Origin of the sequence: Serratia sp. CY27727 (assembly GCF_052169275.1) — a bacterium.
Classification (GTDB): Bacteria; Pseudomonadota; Gammaproteobacteria; order Enterobacterales; family Enterobacteriaceae; genus Serratia; species Serratia sarumanii.
Map to the genome: position 1 here is coordinate 52,963 of NZ_JBJNLB010000010.1, position 20,516 is coordinate 73,478.

Genomic DNA, 20,516 nt, shown 5'->3' on the forward strand with positions numbered 1-20,516 from the left:
TTTCCAGCAATTTGGCCGGGATCTTTGTTTCAAGCATGGTAGGCAAAGGACAGAGCCGCCTCGATACCGGCACGCTGGGCTGGACGGACATCCACAACCAGGCGGACTACAGCGCAACGCACAGCGGCGGCAGCTTTAGCACCGGCGGGCCGGTGGTCAAGGATCTGCTGACCAACATGGCCGGCGGCATGCTGTCGGGCGCCAACCACAGCGGGCACGCCGAAGGCCGGGGTTAGCGAAGGTACGCTGATAGTCCGCGACACCGGCAAACAGCAGCAGGATGTGGCGCAGCTGAACTGGGATACCGAGCATGCCAACGACGGCAGCATCAGCACGATATTCAACAAGGAGAAGGAGCAGAACCGGCTCAAACAGGCGCAGTTGATTGGGGAGATTGGCGGCCAGGCGATGGATGTCATTCCCGCACGCAGGGAGATATCGCCGGGCTGAAGGCGCAGAAAGACCCGGCGGCGCTGGCGCAGGCCAGGGAACAGCTTGAGAAGAGCGGCAAACCGACGAACGATGCGGCGGTGATGCAGCGGGCATACGACAACGCGATGCGGCAATACGGCACCGGCAGCGACCTGCAGAAGGCGGCGCAGGCGGTAACGGGGGCGCTGACGGCACTTGCGGGCAATAACCTGGCGGGCGCGCTGGCGAGCGGCGCCTCGCCGTATCTGGCGACGGAAATCAAGAAACTGACCACCAATCCGCTGACCGGTGAAGTCGACGTTGCTGCCAACACAATGGCGCACGCTGTACTGGGGGCGGTGACGGCGCAGTTGAACAACCAGTCGGCCACGGCAGGGGGACTGGGCGCGGGGGGCGGTGAACTGGCGGCGCGCTACATTGCCGGGCAGCTGTTCCCGGGCAAAACGAAAGAGCAGCTGAGCGAAAGCGAGAAGCAGCAGGTGAGCGCGCTGAGCCAGTTGGCCGCAGGGCTTGCAGGCGGGCTGGCGACGGGAGATACTGCGGGAGCGGTGACCGGCGGGCAGGCTGGGAAGAATGCGGTGGAGAATAACTTCCTGAAGGTCGTTGCGGAAGGTTGTGCTATCGCTGCACCGTGTCGTAGCAAGGTCGCAGAGCAGTTGCTGGAGATAGGCGCCAAGGCGGGTATTGCCGGACTGGCAGGTGCAGCCGTGAAGGATATAGCGGACAAGATGACGTCCGATGAGCTGGAGCATCTTGTTACCTTGAAAATGATGGGTAACGATGAAATCACCAGTAAATATCTGAGTTCACTTCAGGATAAATATGCACCGGATGCAGCCTCGAACCCGAATATAGGCAAGGATCTGACTGATGAACAGAAGAAAGAACTGGGTGGTTCGGGGTCTGGAACTGGAACACCACCACCGCCAGAAAATGATCCGAACAAATCAGAAGAGAAAAAAGTCGATAATCTGAATCAGAAGCAAGAAAGTGCTATCAAGAAGATTGATAACACTATAAAAAATGCTCTGAAAGATCATGATATAACAGGAACCCTCAAGGATATGGATGGTAATCCTGTTCCTAAAGAGAGTGGCGGTTATTGGGATCATATGCAGGAAATGCAAAACACTCTCCGGGGATTGCGGAACCATGCGGATACGTTGAAAAACGTAAATAACCCTGAGGCTCAGGCTGCATATGGCAGAGCAACTGACGCCATTAATAAAATAGAATCAGCCTTGAAAGGATATGGGATATGATTACCTTCCGTAAATTGATAGGAAACATCAACTTAACGAAGGAACCAAGTCAACAATCTCCGCTTGAACTATGGTTCGAACGCGTCATTGACATACCTATCGAAGAGTTGGCCGTAGAGGATCTTTGCCGTGCCATTCGGCAAGATCTATGTGTTGATCAGTTGATGCCAAGAGTTTTGGGTGTTCTGACTGAAGATCCGCTGGCTGGAGAATATTATGATGGTGAACTTATAGCCGCTTTATCGACGATAAAAGGCGAAGATCTAAAAGATCATAAACGTACTTTTATCCAAATAAAGCAGCTTATAAGTCAGTTAGAGCCTTCGGATATTAACGATGATTTAAGAAAAGATATATTAAAAATCAATCAAATAATCGTATAACTGACCCCGGCCAACTGGCCGGGGTTCTTACTTCTAAGCCCTAAATCCTCCCACTTCCCGCCGCTGTAACCGGATAACACCGTGCGCAGCGGTCACCTCAAGCTGTTCAGCGCTGGCAATGCCGGACTCGGTGAGCCAGTCGCCGCCAATAATCACCTTGCCGTTCTCCCGCACCCATTCAGCCCCCATGCCGTGGCGGTGCTGGCTGGCTTCACAGACGGCTTCCCAGGTGGCCTCATCGGTCACAGTGGTGATCCACAGACCACCAGGCCGCAGCGTAAGCTGCAACGGTATGCCGGATGTAAAACCGAGTGCGGCCAGGGCGCCGTCTGTGAGCGTCAGCTCCGGGATCGGCTCAGGGGTAAAGGTGATGTTCATACGGCTCCCTCAGTGGCAGGTACTCAACTGGCCCGGTTCGGTGATCACCTCGAGCCGCTGGCCTGTGGTGAATCCCAGCGGCTCCAGCCAACGGCCCTTGAGGGTCAGTTGCGGCAGCGGGTTCGGCTTACCGGCGCGCAGGCCAGCGGAGAAAAAGTCACCGTCGACGTGGGCCGTAACCTTCGGCTTGAAAGCGAACAGGACAGCGACCGTTATGACGCCAAACAGCAAAACGCCAGTGCGGGCGGCAGCTTCACCTTCGGCTCGATGACCGGCTCAGCCAACGTGAGCGCCAGCAAGGACAAACTGCACAGCAACTTCGACTCGGTAAAAGAGCAGACCGGGCTGTTTGCCGGCCAAGGCAGGTATGACGTCAAGGTCAAAGAACATACCCAGCTCGACGGCGCTGTGATTGCAAGCCAAGCTGACAAGGAGAAAAACCGCCTCGATACCGGCACTTTGGGCTGGACGGACATCCACAACCAGGCGGACTACAGCGCGACGCACAGCGGCGGGTCATTCAGCACCGGCGGGCCGGTGGGCAAAGACCTGCTGACCAATATGGCCGGCGGTATGCTGTCGGGCGCCAACCACAGCGGGCACGCCGAGGGCACGACAAAGGCCGGGGTTAGCGAAGGTACGCTGATAGTTCGCGACACCGGCAGACAGCAGCAGGATGTGGCGCAGCTGAACCGGGATACCGAGCATGCCAACGCCGGCAGCATCAGCCCGATATTCAACAAGGAGAAGGAGCAAAATCGGCTCAAGCAGGTGCAGTTGATTGGGGAGATTGGCGGCCAGGCGATGGACGTCATCCGCACGCAGGGCGATATCGCCGGGCTGAAGGCGCATAAAGACCCGGCGGCGCTGGCGCAGGCCAGGGAGCAGCTTGAGAAGAACGGCAAACCGTTCCGCGAGGCGGACGTGTTGCAGCGGGCATACGACAACGCGATGCGGCAATACGGCACTGGCAGCGATCTGCAGAAGGCGGCGCAGGCGGTGACGGGGGCGCTTCGCCATACCTGGCGACGGAAATCAAGAAGCGGGTCGGTGAAGACAATATTCCTAGGGGCGACATCTTCAGACAAACTGTCGTCCGTTAACGGCCCAACCCCTTAAGCAGTGCTCTGCTCAAGAGGCCGGCCGTTTCTCCTAACGGCGAGACTCAGCCGCGGCCGGTCTCCTCCCGCAGCGCGGCGCTGACCTCATGCGTCGTCGGCTGTTCGGAACGCAACGCCCGGCGGATCGCGAAGAAGGCGGCGATCAGCATGGTCACCGCCACCAGCATAAAGAACCCGCACAGCGCGGCGTTGATTTGGTTGCTGAATACGATGGTTTCCATGTCTTTCAGCGATTTGGCCGGCGCAATGATCGTGCCTTGCTCGATGCCGGTGGAAAATTTCTTCGCCTGCGCCAGGAAGCCGATGCTCGGTTTCTCGTGGAAGATCTTCTGCCAGCCGGCGGTCATGGAGGTGACGAACAGCCAGGCGGTCGGCAGAATGGTGACCCAGGCGTAACGCTGTTTTTTCATCTTGAACAGCACCACGGTGCCGAGGATCAGCGCCATTGACGCCAGCATCTGGTTGCCGATGCCGAACAGCGGCCACAGGGTATTGATGCCGCCGAGCGGATCGACCACGCCCTGATACACGAAGAAGCCCCAGCCGGCTACCGCCACCGTGGTACCCGCCAGGTTGCCGAACCACGAACGGTTGTTGGCCAGCTGCGGTACCGCCACGCCCACCAGATCCTGTACCATAAAGCGGCAGGCGCGGGTGCCTGCGTCGACGGCGGTCAGAATGAACAGCGCTTCGAACAGAATGGCGAAGTGGTACCAGAAGGCCATCATCGCCCGGCTGTTGAACACCTCGCTGATGATGTGCGCCATGCCCACGGCGAAGGTCGGGGCGCCGCCGGCGCGCGACAGGATGGAGTTCTCACCCACCTCTTTGGCGATCAGCGCCAGCGTTTCCGGCGTGACGATAAAGCCCCAGCTGTTGATGACCTGCGAAGCATTTTCCACCGTGGTGCCGATCAGCGCCGCCGGCGAGTTCATGGCGAAGTAAACGCCCGGATCCAGCACCGAGGCGCAGATCAGCGCCATGATGGCGACGAAAGACTCCATCAGCATGGCACCGTAACCGATAAAGCGGATGTGGCTTTCGCGCTCCACCAGCTTGGGCGTAGTGCCGCTGGAGACCAGCGCGTGGAAGCCGGAAATGGCGCCGCAGGCGATGGTGATGAACAGGAACGGGAACAGGGCGCCGGCGAACACCGGGCCGCTGCCGTCGATGAAGCGCGAAACCGCCGGCATTTTCATCTCCGGCATGGCGAAGACGATACCGATGGCCAGGCCGATGATGACGCCGATTTTCATAAAGGTGGAAAGGTAGTCGCGCGGCGCCAGCAGCAGCCACACCGGCAGCACCGAAGCGACGAAGCCGTAGATCACCAGCACCCAGGTCAGGGTGGTGCCGTGCAGCGTGAAGAACGGCCCCCAGTAGGGATCTTGCGCCACGTTGCCGCCGTAAATGATCGCCAGCAGCATCAGCACGAAGCCAATCACCGAAATTTCAGCGATCTTGCCCGGCCGGATAAAACGCATGTAGATGCCCATGAACAGCGCGATCGGGATGGTGGCGGCGATGGTGAACAGCCCCCACGGGCTGTCGGCCAGCGCTTTTACCACCACCAGCGCCAGCGCCGACAGGATGATGATCATCACCCCCAGCGCGCCGAGCATGGTGATCACCCCGGCGAAGGCGCCCAACTCTTGCTTGGCCATTTCCCCCAGCGAACGCCCGTCGCGGCGCGTGGAAATGAACAGCACCAGGAAATCCTGCACCGCGCCGGCCAGCATGACGCCGACCAGGATCCAGATGGTCCCCGGCAGGAAGCCCATCTGCGCGGCCAGAATCGGCCCCACCAGCGGCCCGGCGCCGGCGATGGCGGCGAAGTGGTGGCCGAACAGCACCCATTTGTTGGTGGGCACATAGTCCAGGCCGTCGTTGCGGCGTTCGGCCGGGGTCAGACGGCGATCGTCCAGTTCAAAGACCTTGTCGGCAATGAACCGGCTGTAGAAGCGGTAGGCGATGCTGTAGCAGGCGACGGCGGCGACCACCAGCCAGACGGCGTTGACGTGTTCGCCGCGGCTGAGCGCCAGCATGGCGAAGGCGAAGGCGCCGACCAACGCCACCAGCAGCCAGATAAGTCCGGACCTGATGTTTTTCATGAAACAACTCCTTGGCGTACAGAGGTAAAAATCGACGTTGTTATTTGGAATGACGTTTTAACAGTAGAAGTTTTGCCGCTGAACCGCGGCAGGTCGGATGAGAAATGTGAAGCAGGTGGGGTTTTAGTGTAAAAACAAAGTGATGAAACAGCGTTGGCGCAGGCTGCCGCCCACAGAATCCCGGGCAGTTATTCATTCTGCATTTTCGCGGCGCGTACAGCGAATCATTGTCGTTTTTTATCTGGATACGGCGTCTGGCGGATTATTATTTTATCTGTCGAGGCGAGCCGAAATAAAATTATTCATGCCGTGTTATACCTTTATTTTCACCCTCAGGTTTATTCATTCACCAAATAAATAATAAAATCACGAAAGGAATGTAATTATGATAAATAAAATCATCGAAGGGTATTTACCGCAGCTCACGGCTATTCGGCACGATATTCATCAGCACCCCGAATTGGGTTTCGAAGAGTTTCGTACCAGCGATCTGGTCGCGGATTATCTGAGTTCGTGGGGTTATGAGGTGCACCGCGGATTGGCGGGCACCGGCGTGGTGGGCACGCTGCGGGCGGGCGACGGCGTGAAAAGCCTCGGGCTGCGCGCCGATATGGATGCCTTGCCGATCGAGGAGAACACCGGCAAACCCTGGAGCAGCAGCGTGGCCAACCGCATGCACGCCTGCGGCCATGACGGCCATACCACAATGCTGCTCGGCGCCGCCCGTTACCTGGCGCATACGCGCAACTTCAACGGCACGCTGCACCTGATTTTCCAACCGGCGGAAGAGATGCTGAACGGCGGCGCGCGCATGGTGGAACAGGGGCTGTTCGAGCGCTTCCCCTGCGACGCCATCTTCGCCATGCACAACATGCCGGGCATGCCGCTCGGTGAGTTCTTTTTCCAGCATGGCCCGTTTATGGCCTCGATGGATCAGTTCAACGTGCGGGTGCAGGGGCGTGGCGGCCACGGCGCCATCCCGCAGCTGACGATCGATCCGGTGCTGGTGGCCTCGCATATCACCGTTTCCCTGCAGAGCATCGTCTCGCGCAATATCGATCCGCTGGAAGCGGCGGTGATCACCGTCGGCAGCATCAAGGCCGGTGAGGCGGCCAACGTGATCCCGGACAGCGCGGAGATGAAGCTCAGCGTGCGCTCGCTGGATCGCCAGGCGCGCGCAACCTTGCTGGCGCGCATTCCGGCGCTGATCGAGGCGCAGGCGGCAAGCTTCGGCGCTCACGCGGTGGTGGAACACGTTAACGGCACGCCGGTGCTGGTCAACGACGAAGGGATAACCCGTTTCGCCCACCGCGTGGCGGAACAGCAGTTCGGCGCCGCCCGCGCGCACTATGGCGCCCGGCCGCTGATGGGCAGCGAAGATTTCGCCTTCATGCTCGATGCGCACCCGCAGGGCTGTTACCTGATCATCGGCAACGGCGATGGCGAAGGCAGCTGCATGGTGCATAACCCGGGATATGACTTTAACGACGGCTGTCTGGCGGCCGGCAGCCATTATTGGGCAGCGTTGGCGGAAGCGTATTTAAAATAAACGCGAAAAATAATAACAGGGAAGATAATGATGAGTGAAAATACGGCTGAAACTCAAACGGCAATAATATCGGCTCCGAACGCCAGCGGCAAAAAGATCATATTCGCCGCCTCTTTCGGTAATGCGCTGGAGTTTTTTGACTTCGGTATTTATAACTTCTTCGTTATTTACATCAGCGTATTGTTCTTTCCACCGTCCAGCGATCCGCATTTGGCATTGCTGTTGGCGTTCGCGACGTTTGGCGTCAGCTTCTTCATGCGGCCGCTGGGCGGCATTCTGATTGGCGCCTATGCCGATCGCTGCGGCCGCAAACCGGCGATGATCCTGACGATTTCCTTGATGAGCCTGGGCACGGCGATGATCGGCTTTGCGCCGACCTACGCCAGCGCCGGCTACTGGGGAACCGTCACCTTGGTAGCGGCGCGCCTGATCCAGGGCATGGCGGCGGGCGGCGAGATAGGGGCGTCGATGTCGTTGCTGGTGGAGTCGGCGCCGCCCAACCGGCGCGGCTTCTATTCCAGCTGGTCGTTGGCGACGCAGGGCATCGCCACCGTGGTTGGCGGCGTCACCGCGCTGGCGCTCAGCGCGGCCTTGCCGGTGCTTTCCGGCGAGCCGAACGCCATGGCCGAGTGGGGATGGCGTATTCCTTTCTTTATCGGCGTGGCGTTGGCGCCGCTCGGTTGCTGGCTGCGTCTCGGGCTGGAGAGCGATCGGCCGTCGGTGCCGCGGGCGCACGAGCCGCCTGCGCAGTTGCGCAAGCACTCGCGGGCGGTGGTGCTCGGGGTGATGCTGACCATCGGCGCCACCGTCGCCACTTACATCTCGATGTATTATCTCGGCACCTACGCGGTGAAATACTTGGGGATGGCGCAGGCCTACGGCTATGCCGCGATGCTGCTGGCGGGGCTTGTCACCTTCGGCGGCAGCCTGCTGGTCGGGCACTGGTGCGATCGTTACGGCCGCCTGCCGCTGATCCGTTGGTCGCGGATCGCGATTCTGATCGTGGCCCTGCCGGCGTTTTGGTGGCTGAGCGCGGTGCCGCATCCGGCGGTGCTGTTGCTGATAGTCGCGCTGCTGGTCGGGTTGACCACGCTCGGTTCGGTGCCGACCATGCTGATGATTTCGGAGCTGTTCCCGCAGCGCATTCGCGCTTTGGGGTTTGCGTTGGTCTACAGCCTCGGGGTGGCGATCTTCGGCGGTTTTGCCCAGTACATCGCCTCGCAGTCGATCGCGCTGAGCGGCTCGCTGCTGGCGCCCGCCGTCTATTTGATGCTGGCGACGCTGGCTTCGCTGGCGGTGCTGCCGCTGCTGCGCGAAACCGGCGGCGAGCCGCTGCGCTAGCCGGAATGAGGCGAAAAAAAACGCCGGCGGTTTTCACCGTCGGCGTTTGGCGCTGCTACCGTTTCAGGTTGGCGTTCAGGCCGCAGGGCGGGCGATCACGCTGCGGGTTTCCATGCGCACTTCGGCGATGGTGACCTGCAAGGTGTCGCTCTGGCGGTAAACCACTTCACCCTTGATCTGCACGGTGCCGGTTTCCTGGCTGCACTGCATCTCGTCGCGCACCGCGTGAATAAACGGTGCCGGGATGAAGGCAACGGCGCCGTTGTCCAGCAGGCGCACGCGCAGGCCGCCGCGGGTCACGTCGATGATCTCGGCGTTGAAGCGGGTATCGGTACCGGCCTTGTCCTGCAGGAAGCGAGCGTACAGCCAGTCGCCGACGTCGCGCTCCGCCATGCGGTTGAGGCGGCGGCGCTCCGCCAGCTGTACCGTCACGTCATCCTGCGGTTTTTCCGCCGGCTGCTGGTTGATGATCGCCTTCAGCAGGCGATGGTTGACCATATCGCCGTATTTACGGATCGGCGATGTCCAGGTGGCGTAAGCCTCCAGCCCCAGACCGAAGTGTGGCCCCGGCGTGGTGCTGATCTCCGCGAAGGTCTGGAAGCGGCGGATGCGGCTGTCGAGGAACTGGGTCGGCTGCGCGTCCAGGTGGCGGCGCAGTTCGCAGAAACCGTCGAGGGTCAGCAGCTTGTCGGCTTCGGCTTCCACGCCGTTGGCCTGCAATACGGTGACCGCTTGCTCGACCAGCGCAGGATCGAAACCGGTGTGCACGTTGTACACGCCGAAGCCCAGGCGATCGCGCAGCACGATGGCGGCGCAGACGTTGGCGGCGATCATGCACTCTTCAACGATGCGGTTAGCGCTGCGGCGCTGCTCGGTAACGATCTCCAGCACGTCGCCTTTTTCACCCAGCACGAAGCGGTAGTCCGGGCGATCTTTAAACACCAGCGCATGCTGGTGGCGCCAGGCGTTGCGCGCGTCGCAAACGCGTTTCAGCAGGGTTACCTGCTGTGCGATGGCGTCGCTCGGCGGCTGCCAGCCGGCAATGCCTTCCAGCCAGTCGGACACTTCGTCGTATACCAGCTTGGCTTTGGATTCGATCTCGGCGGCGAAGAACTGAATATCTTCGCCCAGCGCGCCGTCGGCGGCGATGGTCACGCGGCAAGCCAGCACCTGGCGGCGCTCGTTAGGGCGCAGCGAGCACAGGTTGTCCGACAGATCGCGCGGCAACATCGGGATGTTGAAGCCCGGCAGGTAGTTGGTGAAGGCGCGCACGCGGGCGATATCGTCCAGCTTGCTGCCTTGTTCGACGTAGGCGGTCGGATCGGCGATGGCGATGGTCAACTGCAGCGAACCGTCGCCGTTGTCGGTCACGTACAGCGCATCGTCCATGTCTTCGGTGCTGGCGCTGTCGATGGTGACGAATTCGAGCGCGGTCAGATCTTCACGCGCCGACGCGGCGGCCGGTTCGCTGAGAGCCAGCATCTCCGGCGCCTCTTTTTCCAGGTTGTGACGCGCCAGCGTCACCCACCACGGGGCGAAATGGTCTTCACCGTTGGTGATAAACTGGGTCAGATCGGCGTTGAAGCCGCGATCGCCTTTCAGCGGATGACGGCGCATTTCCGCCACCGCCCAGTCGCCGGCCTGGAAGTTGTGGGTCAATTCACGCACCGGGCGGCACGGAATCGCCTCTTTCAGCAACGGATGGTCGGGCACGATGGACAGACGGTCGTCGCGCTTTTGCACGCGGCCGACAAAGCGCGACAGGAACGGCTCGACCAGGGTCTCCGGCTCGGCGATTTCGCGCTCTTTCTCGGTGTGCAGGGTGGCGATAATGCGATCCCCGTGCATGACTTTCTTCATGTACGGCGGCGGAATGAAGTAACTTTTTTGACCGTCTACTTCAAGAAAGCCAAAGCCTTTCTCAGTCCCTTTCACGACGCCTTCAACGCGCGGGGTTTGAGAGTGAAGTTGCTGTTTAAGCTGCGCCAGCAGCGGGTTATCTTGAAACATATCGTCCAGTGAATGGGTTGTGAGTGGCAAGATTTGCGGCTGACAGTTTTACGCGAATCACCCGCTGCGAGCAAGCCTAACGTCACTGAACCCCGCGTTGCCGCGCGATTTTGCGCAAGATTGGTCAATCGAAACGCTATCGATGAAAAACCCCGGCGCGAGGGCCGGGGTGGAGGGCGGGTGACCGTCAGTCTTGCAGCGGCGTCGGCTGCAGGATTTCAATCCAGTAATCGTCCGGATCGCGAATGAACGCCACGTAGTTCATGCGGCCTTCATGCAGGCGTTTCTGGAAGGTGACGCCGAGGCGCTCAAACCGCTCGCAGGCGGCGCGCACGTCCGGCACCGTGACGCACAGGTGGCCAAAGCCGCGCGGCTCGCCGTTGCCGTTGTGATAGTGGAAATCCGCCTGATTTTCGGTGCCGTGGTTATGGGTCAGCTCGAGAATGCCCGGCTGGCTCAGCGCCCAGCGCTTGCGTTCGTCGTCGTCCTGCGGGATCTGTTCACGCGGGCTGCGCGTCAGGTAGCAGATGGTGAAGGCGGCTTCTTCGAACGTTTCCAGATAAACCGGGGTAAAGCCCAGCACGCGGGTGTAGAAATCCAGCGCCTTGGTCAGATCCTTCACGCGGATCATGGTGTGGTTGAACACGTAACCGTCGGTTACCGCATCCGGTTGGGCCGCCACGCCGGGCAGCGTCAGTAGGTCATTCAGTGGCATCAGAGATCCTCCTCAGGGTGTCGGCAGACTGTAGGTGAAATCGATGCTAATCTAAAGTGATTGTTTTTAACTAAAACACTAACTAAAAGTGAATGATAGATGAAGCTGAGCCAGCTGAAGTTTTTCTGCACCGTGGTGGAACATAAAACCATCGCCGCCGCCGCGCGCGAGCTGCACTGCGTGCCTTCCAACGTCACGCTGCGGCTGCGCGAGCTGGAGGAGTCGCTGGGCGGCGAGCTGTTTTTCCGCGACAAGAACCGGCTGTACGTCAATCCCAAAGGGCGGCTGTTCTACCAGCAGGCGCGCGACATTGTGGCGCAGGCGGAGCGCAGCAAGCAGCTGTTCGCCGGCGAGCACCAACATGGGCTGCTGAACCTCGGGGCGCTGGATTTCTCGCTGGTCAGCCATTTGCCGGCGCGCATTGCCCGGCTGCGCCGTTTACAGCCTCATCTGCACATCAACGTGCTGAGCCGCGACTCGCTGGTGCTGGAACGCATGTTGATCGACAGCGATCTCGATCTGGCGATCACCGACGGCCCGATAGAACATCCGCTGCTGGCCAGCCAAAAGGCATTCGACGAACGGCTGGTATTGCTGATGCCGGCCGATGCCGGGGAACCCGACGCCGCCACGCTGGCGCCGCTGGAGTTTTACACCTTCAGCCGCGAATGTTCGTTTCGCCTGAAGGTCGATCACTGGCTGGCCTCGCGCGGGCTGAAACCGCGCATGACGCTGGAAATGGAGTCTTATGCCGCGATGGCGGCCTGCGTGCAGGCCGGTTGTGGCGTCGCCTGCGTACCCGGTTCGTTGCTGCCGCTGATCTTGCCGGCGCCGGGGCTGAAGGTGGTGGAAATGGGTGAGGAGGGGGTGAGCGACCTGTACTTCGTCTGGCGACGGCATCAGCTGTCCGACGAGTTGCAGACCATCCTGGCGATATTGGCGCGCCCGGGGTGAACCGGGCGCGCGTTTTCAGGCGATGCGCAGCGAAGGTTGCTGTTCGCTGCGGCGGATCACCACCGGAATCGACTTCGAAGTCGGCGTGCCGGTACCGTCGCCGAAGCTGGCCAGTGGCACCAGCGGGTTGGTTTCCGGGTAGTAGGCCGCCAGGTTGCCACGCGGAATGTCGTAACTCACCAGCTTGAACCCGTCCACTTTACGCACCACGCCATCGTTCCACAGGGTTTCTATCTCTACCCGTTCGCCATCCTGCAGGCCCAGCGCCGCCAGATCCTCCGGATGGATGAACAACACTTCGCGTTGGCCGTAAACGCCGCGATAACGGTCATCCAGACCATAGATGGTGGTGTTGTACTGATCGTGCGAGCGCAGCGTCTGCAGGGTAAACGGCGCTTGCTCTCCGCCCAGCTGCGGGAACAGGGTGGTCGGCAGCGCGGCGGCGCTGAATTCTGCCTTGCCGCTTGGCGTGGCGAAGCGCAGTTCGGCGGCGGCATTGCCCAGGTAGAAACCGCCGGGCTGGTCGCAGCGCCGGTTGAAATCCTCGAAGCCGGGAATGGTGGCGGCGATATGATCGCGGATCAGCGAGTAGTCGTCGGCCAGTTCCAGCCAGTCCAACTGCTGGGTGCCCAGCACCGCGTCGGCGATGCCGCAGACGATCGCCGTCTCCGAACGTTGGGTCTCCGCCAGCGGTTTGCCGATGCCTTCCGAGGCGTGCACCATGCTGAACGAATCCTCGACCGTAATGTACTGCGAGCCGCTGGCCTGCATGTCCAGTTCGGTGCGGCCGAGCGTCGGCAGGATCAGCGCGTCTTTGCCGGTCACCAGATGGCTGCGGTTAAGCTTGGTGCTGATATGCACCGTCAAATCGCAGTTGCGCAGGGCGCGGGCGGTGCGCTCGGTGTCCGGCGCCGCGGCGGCCAGGTTGCCGCCCAGCGCGATCAGCACTTTCACTTCGCCGCGCAGCATCGCTTCGATCGCTTCCACCGTGTTGTGGCCCAGCGCGCGGTTGGCGGTAAAGTTAAAGTGGCGCTCCAGGCTGTCGAGCAGCGCTTTGGGCGACTTCTCGTCGATCCCCATGGTGCGGTTACCCTGGACGTTGCTGTGGCCGCGCACCGGGCACAGGCCGGCGCCCGGTTTGCCCAACTGCCCGAACAGCAGCTGCAGGTTGGTGATTTCGCGCACCGTCGCAATGGAGTGTTTATGCTGCGTCACGCCCATCGCCCAGGTGCAGATCACCCGTTCGGCGCCCTGATAGGTGGCCGCCGCCTGGCGCAGCTGCGCTTCGCTCAGGCCCGACTGCGCGGTAATGGTCTGCCACTCGGTCGCGTCCACCTGCGCCAGGTAAGCCTCCACGCCGACGCTGTGCCGTTCGATAAACGCCAGGTCAAACAGGGCGGGCTCGCCGGCGGCCAGACGCTGGCGGTGGGTTTCCAGCAGGGCTTTTACCATGCCGCGCACCGCCGCCATATCACCGCCCAGATTCGGTTGGTAATAGGAAGAGCTGATCGGCGAGGATTTTGGCGTCAGCATCTGTACCGGATCCTGCGGATCGGCGAACCTTTCCAGCCCACGTTCGCGCAGGGTGTTGAAGCTGACGATGCGCGCGCCGCGTCGGGCGGCGTTTTTCAGGCTGTGCAGCATGCGCGGGTGGTTGGTGCCGGGGTTTTGACCGAACACGAAGATGGCATCGGCCTTTTCGAAGTCATCGATGCGGATGGTGCCTTTGCCGACCCCGATGCTCTGTTTCAGCCCAACGCCGCTCGCCTCGTGGCACATATTGGAACAGTCGGGGAAATTGCTGGTGCCGAGCATGCGGCCGAACAGCTGATAAAGGTACGACGCTTCGTTGCTGGCGCGGCCCGAAGTATACAGCTCGATCTGGTTCGGGTTGTCCATGCCGTTGATGTGCTTGGCGATCAGCGCCAGCGCGTCCGGCCAATGGATAGGCTCATAGTGGTCGGTTTCGGCGTTGTAGCGCATCGGATGGGTGAGGCGCCCCTGATACTCGAGGAAATAGTCGCTTTGCTGCTGCAAGGTGCTGACGCTGTGGGCGGCGAAGAACTCTGGCTCGACGGCGCTGCGCGTCGCTTCCCAACTGACCGCTTTGGCGCCGTTTTCGCAGAAGCTGAAGGTGCTGTGGTTGTCGTCGCCCCAGGCGCAGCCTGGGCAGTCGAAGCCGCGAGCCTTGTTGACGCGCATCAGGTTGCGCATGTTTTTGAGCGTTTGTTTACTGTCGAGGACAAAGCGGGTGGTGGCTTCAAGCGAACCCCAGCCGCCCGCCGGGCCGGTGTAAGGCTTGATTGACGGTTTAAATTTCATGATGACACTTCGCAGGTGGTTGTAGCTAAAAAGTAAACGCTTTTTTATGCGTCTTGCGTATTTATGTCACAAGTTTAGGGGGGCTGCCGGGTGGCGTCTAATCGAATGGGGCAATGGCGGCATAGAGCTTATCTATCGCCGGCGGGCGATGACGTAAACAAATGGTTGCATAAAGACACCCGCTGCAAAAGAGTAATGGTTTCGTCTGAAAGTGAATTAATGCAGTCTATCTTGCGGATTATATTGGCATTTTATTCAGCCTGCGGGCCTGAGGAACACAGCGTGAAGCGTTCAGTATCAGTGGTGATCGGCGGTATATTACTGCCTTTAGTAGCGGCGCAGGCGGCGGGAACGACGCCCCATTTTCCCACCATGACCCCGCCGGCGATAGACGCCGCCTCTTACGTTTTGATGGATTACACCACCGGCCAGGTGTTGGCTGCCGGCAATGCCGATGAACGGCGCAACCCGGCCAGCCTGACCAAACTCATGACCGGGTTGGTGATCGACCACGCGCTTGACCAGCACAAGATTGGTCTTGACGATGTCGTCACCGTGGGGAAAGACGCATGGGCGCAGGGCAACCCGGTGTTCAAGGGGTCTTCGTTGATGTTCCTGAAGCCCGGTGACAGGGTCACGGTACGCGATCTCAGCCGCGGCATTATCATCGATTCCGGCAACGACGCCTGCGTGGCGATGGCGGACTATGTGGCGGGCAGCCAGGCCAACTTCGTCAAGCTGATGAACGAGAAGAGCGCGCAGCTGGGCCTGCAGAACACCCATTTCGAAACGGTACACGGGCTGGATGCGTCGGGGCAGTTCACCACCGCCGGCGATCTGGCGGTGATTGCGCGTGCCATTATCATGAGTGAACCGGCGGAATATCATATGTACAGTGAGAAGTCGCTGACCTGGAACGGTATCACGCAGCAGAACCGCAATGGCCTGCTGTGGGATAAGACGCTGCACGTCGATGGGCTGAAAACCGGGCACACCGCCTCGGCCGGCTTCAACATCATCGCCTCCGCCACCGAAGGGGATCGCCGCCTGATCGCCGTGGTGATGGGCGGCAAAAGCGCTAAGGGGCGTGAGGAGCAGGCGCGTAAGCTGTTGACCTGGGGGCTGCGCGACTTTACCACCGTACACCTGTTCAGCGCCGGGCAGAGCCTGGGGGAAGAGCCGGTCTGGTACGGCGAGGATCACCGCTTGCCGGTCGGCAGCGCGCAGAACCAGTCGCTCAGCCTGCCAAAAAACGAAGCGGACAAGCTGAAGGCGCAGTACGTAATCAATACCGCACGGCTGGAAGCGCCGATTGGCAAAGGGCAGACCGTCGGCGAGATCCGCATCAGCGACAATGGCCAGGTGGTGAAAACCATGCCGCTGGTCGCGCTGCAGGCGGTGCCGCAGGGCGGCGTGTTCTCGCGCCTGGCGGATTACGTGAAGCTGAAGCTCTGACTCGCCGGGCGGGCGACGGCGCCCGGTGGTATACTGATGCGAATGCCGATCATTGAGCCGTGCTATGGATATTAAACAACTGATTTATTTGTGTAATTTAGAACGGGAACGCCACTTCGGCCGGGCGGCGGAAGCCAGCTTCGTTAGCCAGCCGACGCTATCCATGCGATTGAAAAATCTGGAGAAAGAGCTGGGCGTTTCGCTGATTAACCGCGGCAACCATTTCGGCGGTTTTACCGCCGAAGGCGAGCGGGTGCTGGCGTGGGCGCGTGAGATCGTCTCGGTCTACCAGGGGCTGAAGCTGGAGGTGGAGTCGCTCAAGCACGGCTTGCACGGCACGCTGCGCCTTGGCGTGGTACCGCAGTGCAGTATCTCGGTATCGGAAATGCTCAAGGCGGTCAGCGCGCGTTACCCGCATCTCGATTACCGGCTGGCGGTGCTGAGCGCCGATCAGCTGCTGGAGGCGCTGACGGCGCATACCGTTGACATCGGCATCGGCTTTTTCGAGCTGTCGACCTTAAAGGAGCTGCATTTCCAATCGCAACCGCTGGTGGAAACCGGCGTCGAGCTGGTATTTCATCCGCAACACTTCCCTAAGCTGGTGGGCGACACGCCGTTGCCGCTGGAGGCGGTGGCCGCCTTGCCGCTGTGCCTGGCCGAGCCGACGCGTTATTTTCGCCGCTATCTCGATCAACACTTCCGCGACGCCGGGTTGACGCTGCACACGCGGCTGGAAACTGCCTCGATCTTCCAACTGCTGGAGGGAATTTTCGTCGGCCTGGGCTGCGGGCTGTTCCCGCGCGGCCAGCTGCAATCGCCGCTGATGCCGGCATTACAACGGCGCCCGGTGGCCATCGGCGCCATGCCGCGTCATGCGGCGGTGGTGGTCGATATGGCGGAGCGCGCCACGCCGTTGGCGCAAAAATTCTTCGACGCCGCCAGCGAGTGGCTGCGTCGGCAAAATGAATAGAGACGTTTAAGTTTACCCGATGTTTCCGCAACGATTATGGCCCCGAGGGGCCATAATCATGTGGTGCCTAACGGTCGACGGAATAAGGTTAATTGCTGATGGTAATGGTCGGATCCCAATAGAAATAACCCAGTAATTTCTGATCGCCGCCATTTGGCCGATAATAAAGGCCAAATTGGATGCAATAATTTTCCGTGCCGGTATTGCTGATGTCCGCCTGGATGAACCAATAGGTTTGGTTGGTGAAGGTGACGGGGAACACGGTATTTTGCGCCGGCATCATCGAGCTGCGGGTGTACATTTTGAAGGTCGGGTTGGAAAAGACCTGGGTGCCGCTGCCGAACTGCGGCAGCCCGTAGATCAACACGCCGGCGTCGAAATTGGCGGATTCTGAGGTGCCGGTCCAGCGAATGACGTCGCCGACATTGGCTTTAAAGTTCAGGTCCGCCGTACCGGAACCGCCGATCACCTGTTCGGAGGTGACGACCATATAAGCGTATTGATGGCCGATACCTGTTGGGTTGCCGGAGTCCTGACTGGGGTTGTTATTCTCGAATGCTTCTATCAGAGCATCGGTATCGATGACGACAATCACGTTAACGATACTGTTGCTGGATTTAAGTTCTTGCTCAGACATGGGGTTACCTCACAATATTTTTTTGCTGTGATGGAAAATCAAAAAATAATGGGGTTGACGGCGAGCGTTTATTTTTAGTGAATATTTGAAATGGAAATCACAACGTCGCTATCGGCTTAATCATAGAAACTAAACAGCAAGGCCACCACTGCTGAAAAGTTAGAGGCGTTAATGTGTTCCTCTATTAATTAGCAGGGTTAAAACCTTGTTTTACTGCTTCTGCGATGAGAACGGTTACATAATTGAGCGAGGGCGCAATCTTTCTATTGCTTTGTTTGCAGACATAATTTTGACGAGTCGTTATTTTCGCGAACGGCAGGAAAAAACGAATCATAATTCTGACAAATATTATTTTTTCGGATTTATACTTTATCAGTTCATCTTTTGGTGAAGTTTTTAACCAAAATAGACCAAAGAGAGTTAACGGCGAAATTAGCCGTCAACTCAGTGATAGGTCATTGCGCCGGCTGTGCCGGCTCCGCATCGCCCAGCGTTTGGCGCAGGCGGTTTTCCCAGGCGTAGAGCGCGGCGGTGAGGATCACTTCCAGCGCCTGCGCCTGATTCAGGCCGCTGTTGAACAACGGCTGCACGCTCTGCGGGGTGAATTTCTCCGGAGCGCGCGTCAGCTCGGCGGCGGTGTGGATCACTGCACGTTTGACGGCATCCTCGGTAAAAGCCAGCCCCTGAGGCAGCCCGGCGAACAGCGCCTGGGCCAGCTCGTCGTCCTGTAGCTCTTGCGCCACCGTAGCCGCGCAGTAGCGGCTGCCGTTAATGCGCGAGACCACCAGCGTCGCCAGCGCTTTCAATCGGCTCGATAACCCATATCCTTCGGCATTGATGCCGTTAAACACGCCGTTACGCTCGCGCAGCGCGGCGGCATCGTGCGCCAACAGCAAATAATAAGATTCGGCGCGCGCCTGCGGGTGGCTCTGATCCAGCACGTCAAGCTGTTCGGCGGCGGCGGCTTCCGTGTCGATTGTCGGCAGACGCGCAGTCCAGCTCAACTCGTCGGCGCTGAAAGCGACGCCATCGGCGTCTTCGACGTTCGGGAAGCCGGGCACCACCACCGCCGGGCGGCCGGCTAACGCCGCCACACCCGCCACTACGCGCGCCTGATAGCTGACAAAACCGATCGTCTGAGAGAAGGTTACGATATCCGCCGGGCTCAGCCCGACGTCGCCAAGCTGTTGCAGCGCCCTGCGGCAAATCAGCGTGGGCTGGCTGGCGAGCTGGCGGGCATATTGGGTGATCTGGGCGAGACGGATATTGCTTTCTCGGGAGGCGTCCGGGCTGTGCAGCGGGGCGAGGCGGGCGGCGTAGTGGCTACAAAGCGATTGCACGCCCGTCACCTGAGCGACGGTCAACGCGGTGCTGAGGCGATCGTAGGGTGACAATGTCATGTATCGTGACAGCGACACCTGGTCGGGAAACAGCGCGTGGTAACCGGCCAGCGAGGCGTTGAATACCCCGGCGCGGGCGCTGAGCGCAGCATTCAGCGCTTCGTCGGCGAAGGCGCCCAGCCCCAGCAGAAAACGATCGCGCAGGGTGGCCGCCTGCGGCTCCAGCGGCGCATCGCCCCGTACGCTGCTTTGGGTTTCGTGATACCACTGGGCATTATGTTGTCGACGGAGTCGTTCCATAGGGTCAATCCTTAATCGTGATCAACAGCCAACGCTGCGTACGGCAGCGGCGGCTGGACAAAGAGGCAACATGCCCGCAGGCGGGGCGAAGGCGGATTTAGCGCAGCTCATCGCAGCACAGCGCGTGGCCGTAAACAGAGAAACCGGCGGCCAGCGTAAGCAGAAACTGCGAGAGGCGGCGATGGCGAAGGCTGTTCATCAGTGCGATATCCTGTCGTATGAGAGGCTCAACGTAGGGGATATCCTCACCGATCGCCCTGGCGAGATAAAATAATGTTACGGACTAATCAATAACTGAAAGGAATAAAATATAAGGATATATAACAAGAATGTAATTTGTATTTGCGTTTTCTGGCGTAGCGGCAGGCGCGTGCGGCAATAAAAAACCCGCCGCAGCGGGTTTATTGCAGGCCAGGACGGGGCTCAAAAACGGCCGCCGTCGCGCCGCCAGGCGTCGGCGGTCAGCGCCTCGCCGAAATGGCTGGCGATAAGGCGCTTGGTCAATTCGTGCAGCGGCGCCGCCAACACCTCGGCGGTGCTGCCGCGTTCGACGATTTCCCCTTCGTGCATCACCAGCACCTGGTCGCTGATATGTTTCATCATGCCGAGGTGCTGAGTGACGTAGATATAGGAAATACCATGTTTTTCCTGCAGTTCCAGCATCAAGTTGATGATTTGCGAGCGCATCGACATGTCCAGCGAGGCCAGCGCCTCATCGGCGACGATCACCTTTGGCTGCAGGATCAGCGCGCGCGCCAATGCGACGCGCTGTTTCTGCCCGGAAGCCAGCATGTGCGGATAGTAGTAGGCGTGATCCGGCAACATGCCGACCTGGCGCAGCGTCTGGTTGATGCGCTGCTCGCGTTCGGCGGGTTCCAGACTGGTGTTCAGCCGCAGCGGCGCGTCCAGCAGCTGGCCGATGCGCTGGCGCGGATTGAGCGAGGTGCTCGGATCCTGAAAAATCATGCGAATGCGCTGGCTGCGGTAGCGATAATCGCCGAATTCCAGCGGATGATCGTCGATCAGCAGTTCGCCGGCGGTCGGTTCCACCATGCCGGAGAGCATCTTCGCCAGCGTGGATTTGCCGGAACCGTTCTCGCCGATCACCGCCAGCGTCTGCCCTTCGCGCAGGGTAAAGCTGACGGATTTCACCGCCTCGACGTGCTGACGGCGGAACAGCCCGGTGCGGTAGCGGTAGGTTTTGCTCAGGTTGCGCACTTCCAACAGCGTTTCCAT

Annotated in this window: 15 protein-coding genes and 2 pseudogenes; 8 read left to right on the forward strand and 9 right to left on the reverse strand. The window is 60.1% G+C overall.

Translation table 11 applies throughout. The annotated features are described in order from the left end of the window. Positions 1-5: 5 nt before the first annotated feature. Together ACJ8HB_RS20250 and ACJ8HB_RS20255 are read left to right on the forward strand one after the other, a co-directional pair. Positions 6-1,694, forward strand: a pseudogene (locus ACJ8HB_RS20250) (VENN motif pre-toxin domain-containing protein); the annotation flags it as partial. After that, the gene (locus tag ACJ8HB_RS20255; RefSeq protein ID WP_047567222.1) at positions 1,691-2,077 is read left to right on the forward strand and encodes a contact-dependent growth inhibition system immunity protein; all 387 of its coding nucleotides are present in this window, start codon (positions 1,691-1,693) and stop codon (positions 2,075-2,077) included. The pseudogene ACJ8HB_RS20250 and the gene ACJ8HB_RS20255, both read left to right, overlap by 4 nt. A 33-nt stretch (positions 2,078-2,110) precedes the next feature. On the opposite strand, the gene ACJ8HB_RS20260 is transcribed toward ACJ8HB_RS20255, so the two are convergent. Next, a complete protein-coding gene (locus ACJ8HB_RS20260; RefSeq protein ID WP_047567224.1) occupies positions 2,111-2,455 on the reverse strand; it encodes a hypothetical protein in 345 nt (114 codons plus the stop codon). A gap of 9 nt (positions 2,456-2,464) precedes the next feature. Continuing rightward, positions 2,465-2,596, reverse strand: coding sequence for a SymE family type I addiction module toxin (locus ACJ8HB_RS20265; protein ID WP_370739149.1), 132 nt, complete (start codon positions 2,594-2,596; stop codon positions 2,465-2,467). Between ACJ8HB_RS20265 and ACJ8HB_RS20270 the strand changes: the two are divergent. Next, positions 2,582-3,472 (forward strand): annotated as a pseudogene (locus ACJ8HB_RS20270) (hemagglutinin repeat-containing protein); the annotation flags it as partial. The gene ACJ8HB_RS20265 and the pseudogene ACJ8HB_RS20270 sit on opposite strands and share 15 nt — an antisense overlap. 148 nt (positions 3,473-3,620) lie before the next feature. On the opposite strand, the gene ACJ8HB_RS20275 reads toward ACJ8HB_RS20270, so the two are convergent. Then, entirely contained in the window at positions 3,621-5,687 is a 2,067-nt protein-coding gene (locus tag ACJ8HB_RS20275) for a carbon starvation CstA family protein (RefSeq protein ID WP_033653036.1), read from the reverse strand. Between the two features lie 385 nt (positions 5,688-6,072). Between ACJ8HB_RS20275 and ACJ8HB_RS20280 the strand changes: the two genes are divergently transcribed. Continuing rightward, complete coding sequence (locus ACJ8HB_RS20280; RefSeq protein WP_047567227.1) at positions 6,073-7,236, forward strand: M20 aminoacylase family protein; 1,164 nt, start codon at positions 6,073-6,075, stop codon at positions 7,234-7,236. Positions 7,237-7,266: 30 nt separating this feature from the next. After that, positions 7,267-8,577 carry an MFS transporter gene (locus ACJ8HB_RS20285; protein ID WP_047567229.1) on the forward strand — a complete coding sequence of 437 codons (1,311 nt, stop codon included), beginning with the start codon at positions 7,267-7,269 and terminating at the stop codon, positions 8,575-8,577. A 75-nt stretch (positions 8,578-8,652) separates the two neighbouring features. On the opposite strand, the gene ACJ8HB_RS20290 is transcribed toward ACJ8HB_RS20285, so the two are convergent. Then, positions 8,653-10,587, reverse strand: a complete 1,935-nt coding sequence (locus tag ACJ8HB_RS20290; RefSeq protein ID WP_033653041.1) for an exoribonuclease II — start codon at positions 10,585-10,587, stop codon at positions 8,653-8,655. Between the two features lie 187 nt (positions 10,588-10,774). Beyond that, positions 10,775-11,302 (reverse strand): lactoylglutathione lyase, encoded by a 528-nt coding sequence (gene gloA, locus ACJ8HB_RS20295; protein ID WP_004930603.1) that lies wholly within the window; start codon positions 11,300-11,302, stop codon positions 10,775-10,777. A gap of 99 nt (positions 11,303-11,401) precedes the next feature. Here gloA and ACJ8HB_RS20300 point away from each other — a divergent pair, with 99 nt between their 5' ends. Then, entirely contained in the window at positions 11,402-12,256 is an 855-nt protein-coding gene (locus ACJ8HB_RS20300; RefSeq protein ID WP_033648464.1) for a LysR family transcriptional regulator, read from the forward strand. Between the two features lie 15 nt (positions 12,257-12,271). Here ACJ8HB_RS20300 and ACJ8HB_RS20305 read toward each other — a convergent pair whose 3' ends face one another. Next, a complete protein-coding gene (locus tag ACJ8HB_RS20305) occupies positions 12,272-14,578 on the reverse strand; it encodes an FdhF/YdeP family oxidoreductase (protein ID WP_033634701.1) in 2,307 nt (768 codons plus the stop codon). 282 nt (positions 14,579-14,860) lie between these two features. Between ACJ8HB_RS20305 and dacD the strand changes: the two genes are divergently transcribed. Together dacD and ACJ8HB_RS20315 are read left to right on the forward strand one after the other, a co-directional pair. Then, positions 14,861-16,033, forward strand: coding sequence for a serine-type D-Ala-D-Ala carboxypeptidase DacD (gene dacD / locus ACJ8HB_RS20310; protein WP_047567235.1), 1,173 nt, complete (start codon positions 14,861-14,863; stop codon positions 16,031-16,033). A gap of 64 nt (positions 16,034-16,097) precedes the next feature. Then, positions 16,098-17,003, forward strand: coding sequence for a LysR family transcriptional regulator (locus ACJ8HB_RS20315; RefSeq protein ID WP_033653045.1), 906 nt, complete (start codon positions 16,098-16,100; stop codon positions 17,001-17,003). Between the two features lie 88 nt (positions 17,004-17,091). Here ACJ8HB_RS20315 and ACJ8HB_RS20320 read toward each other — a convergent pair whose 3' ends face one another. The 3 genes from ACJ8HB_RS20320 to sapF form a co-directional block, all read right to left on the reverse strand. Further along, on the reverse strand, positions 17,092-17,640 hold the full coding sequence (locus tag ACJ8HB_RS20320) for an inclusion body family protein (RefSeq protein ID WP_033634697.1): 549 nt from the start codon (positions 17,638-17,640) through the stop codon (positions 17,092-17,094). Between the two features lie 455 nt (positions 17,641-18,095). Continuing rightward, positions 18,096-19,280: a CMD domain-containing protein gene (locus ACJ8HB_RS20325; protein WP_047567238.1), complete on the reverse strand. Its 1,185-nt coding sequence runs from the start codon at positions 19,278-19,280 to the stop codon at positions 18,096-18,098. 423 nt (positions 19,281-19,703) lie between these two features. After that, entirely contained in the window at positions 19,704-20,516 is an 813-nt protein-coding gene (gene sapF / locus ACJ8HB_RS20330; protein WP_033648455.1) for a putrescine export ABC transporter ATP-binding protein SapF, read from the reverse strand.

Excerpts from the sequence above, each read along its gene's own strand:
- ACJ8HB_RS20255 (WP_047567222.1), top strand. The coding sequence starts at position 1,691 with ATGATTACCTTCCGTAAATTGATAGGAAACATCAACTTAACGAAGGAA.
- ACJ8HB_RS20260 (WP_047567224.1), bottom strand. The coding sequence starts at position 2,455 with ATGAACATCACCTTTACCCCTGAGCCGATCCCGGAGCTGACGCTCACA.
- ACJ8HB_RS20275 (WP_033653036.1), bottom strand. The coding sequence starts at position 5,687 with ATGAAAAACATCAGGTCCGGACTTATCTGGCTGCTGGTGGCGTTGGTC.
- ACJ8HB_RS20280 (WP_047567227.1), top strand. The coding sequence starts at position 6,073 with ATGATAAATAAAATCATCGAAGGGTATTTACCGCAGCTCACGGCTATT.
- ACJ8HB_RS20285 (WP_047567229.1), top strand. The coding sequence starts at position 7,267 with ATGAGTGAAAATACGGCTGAAACTCAAACGGCAATAATATCGGCTCCG.
- ACJ8HB_RS20290 (WP_033653041.1), bottom strand. The coding sequence starts at position 10,587 with ATGTTTCAAGATAACCCGCTGCTGGCGCAGCTTAAACAGCAACTTCAC.
- gloA (WP_004930603.1), bottom strand. The coding sequence starts at position 11,302 with ATGCCACTGAATGACCTACTGACGCTGCCCGGCGTGGCGGCCCAACCG.
- ACJ8HB_RS20300 (WP_033648464.1), top strand. The coding sequence starts at position 11,402 with ATGAAGCTGAGCCAGCTGAAGTTTTTCTGCACCGTGGTGGAACATAAA.
- ACJ8HB_RS20305 (WP_033634701.1), bottom strand. The coding sequence starts at position 14,578 with ATGAAATTTAAACCGTCAATCAAGCCTTACACCGGCCCGGCGGGCGGC.
- ACJ8HB_RS20315 (WP_033653045.1), top strand. The coding sequence starts at position 16,098 with ATGGATATTAAACAACTGATTTATTTGTGTAATTTAGAACGGGAACGC.
- ACJ8HB_RS20320 (WP_033634697.1), bottom strand. The coding sequence starts at position 17,640 with ATGTCTGAGCAAGAACTTAAATCCAGCAACAGTATCGTTAACGTGATT.
- ACJ8HB_RS20325 (WP_047567238.1), bottom strand. The coding sequence starts at position 19,280 with ATGGAACGACTCCGTCGACAACATAATGCCCAGTGGTATCACGAAACC.
- sapF (WP_033648455.1), bottom strand. The coding sequence starts at position 20,516 with ATGGAAACGCTGTTGGAAGTGCGCAACCTGAGCAAAACCTACCGCTAC.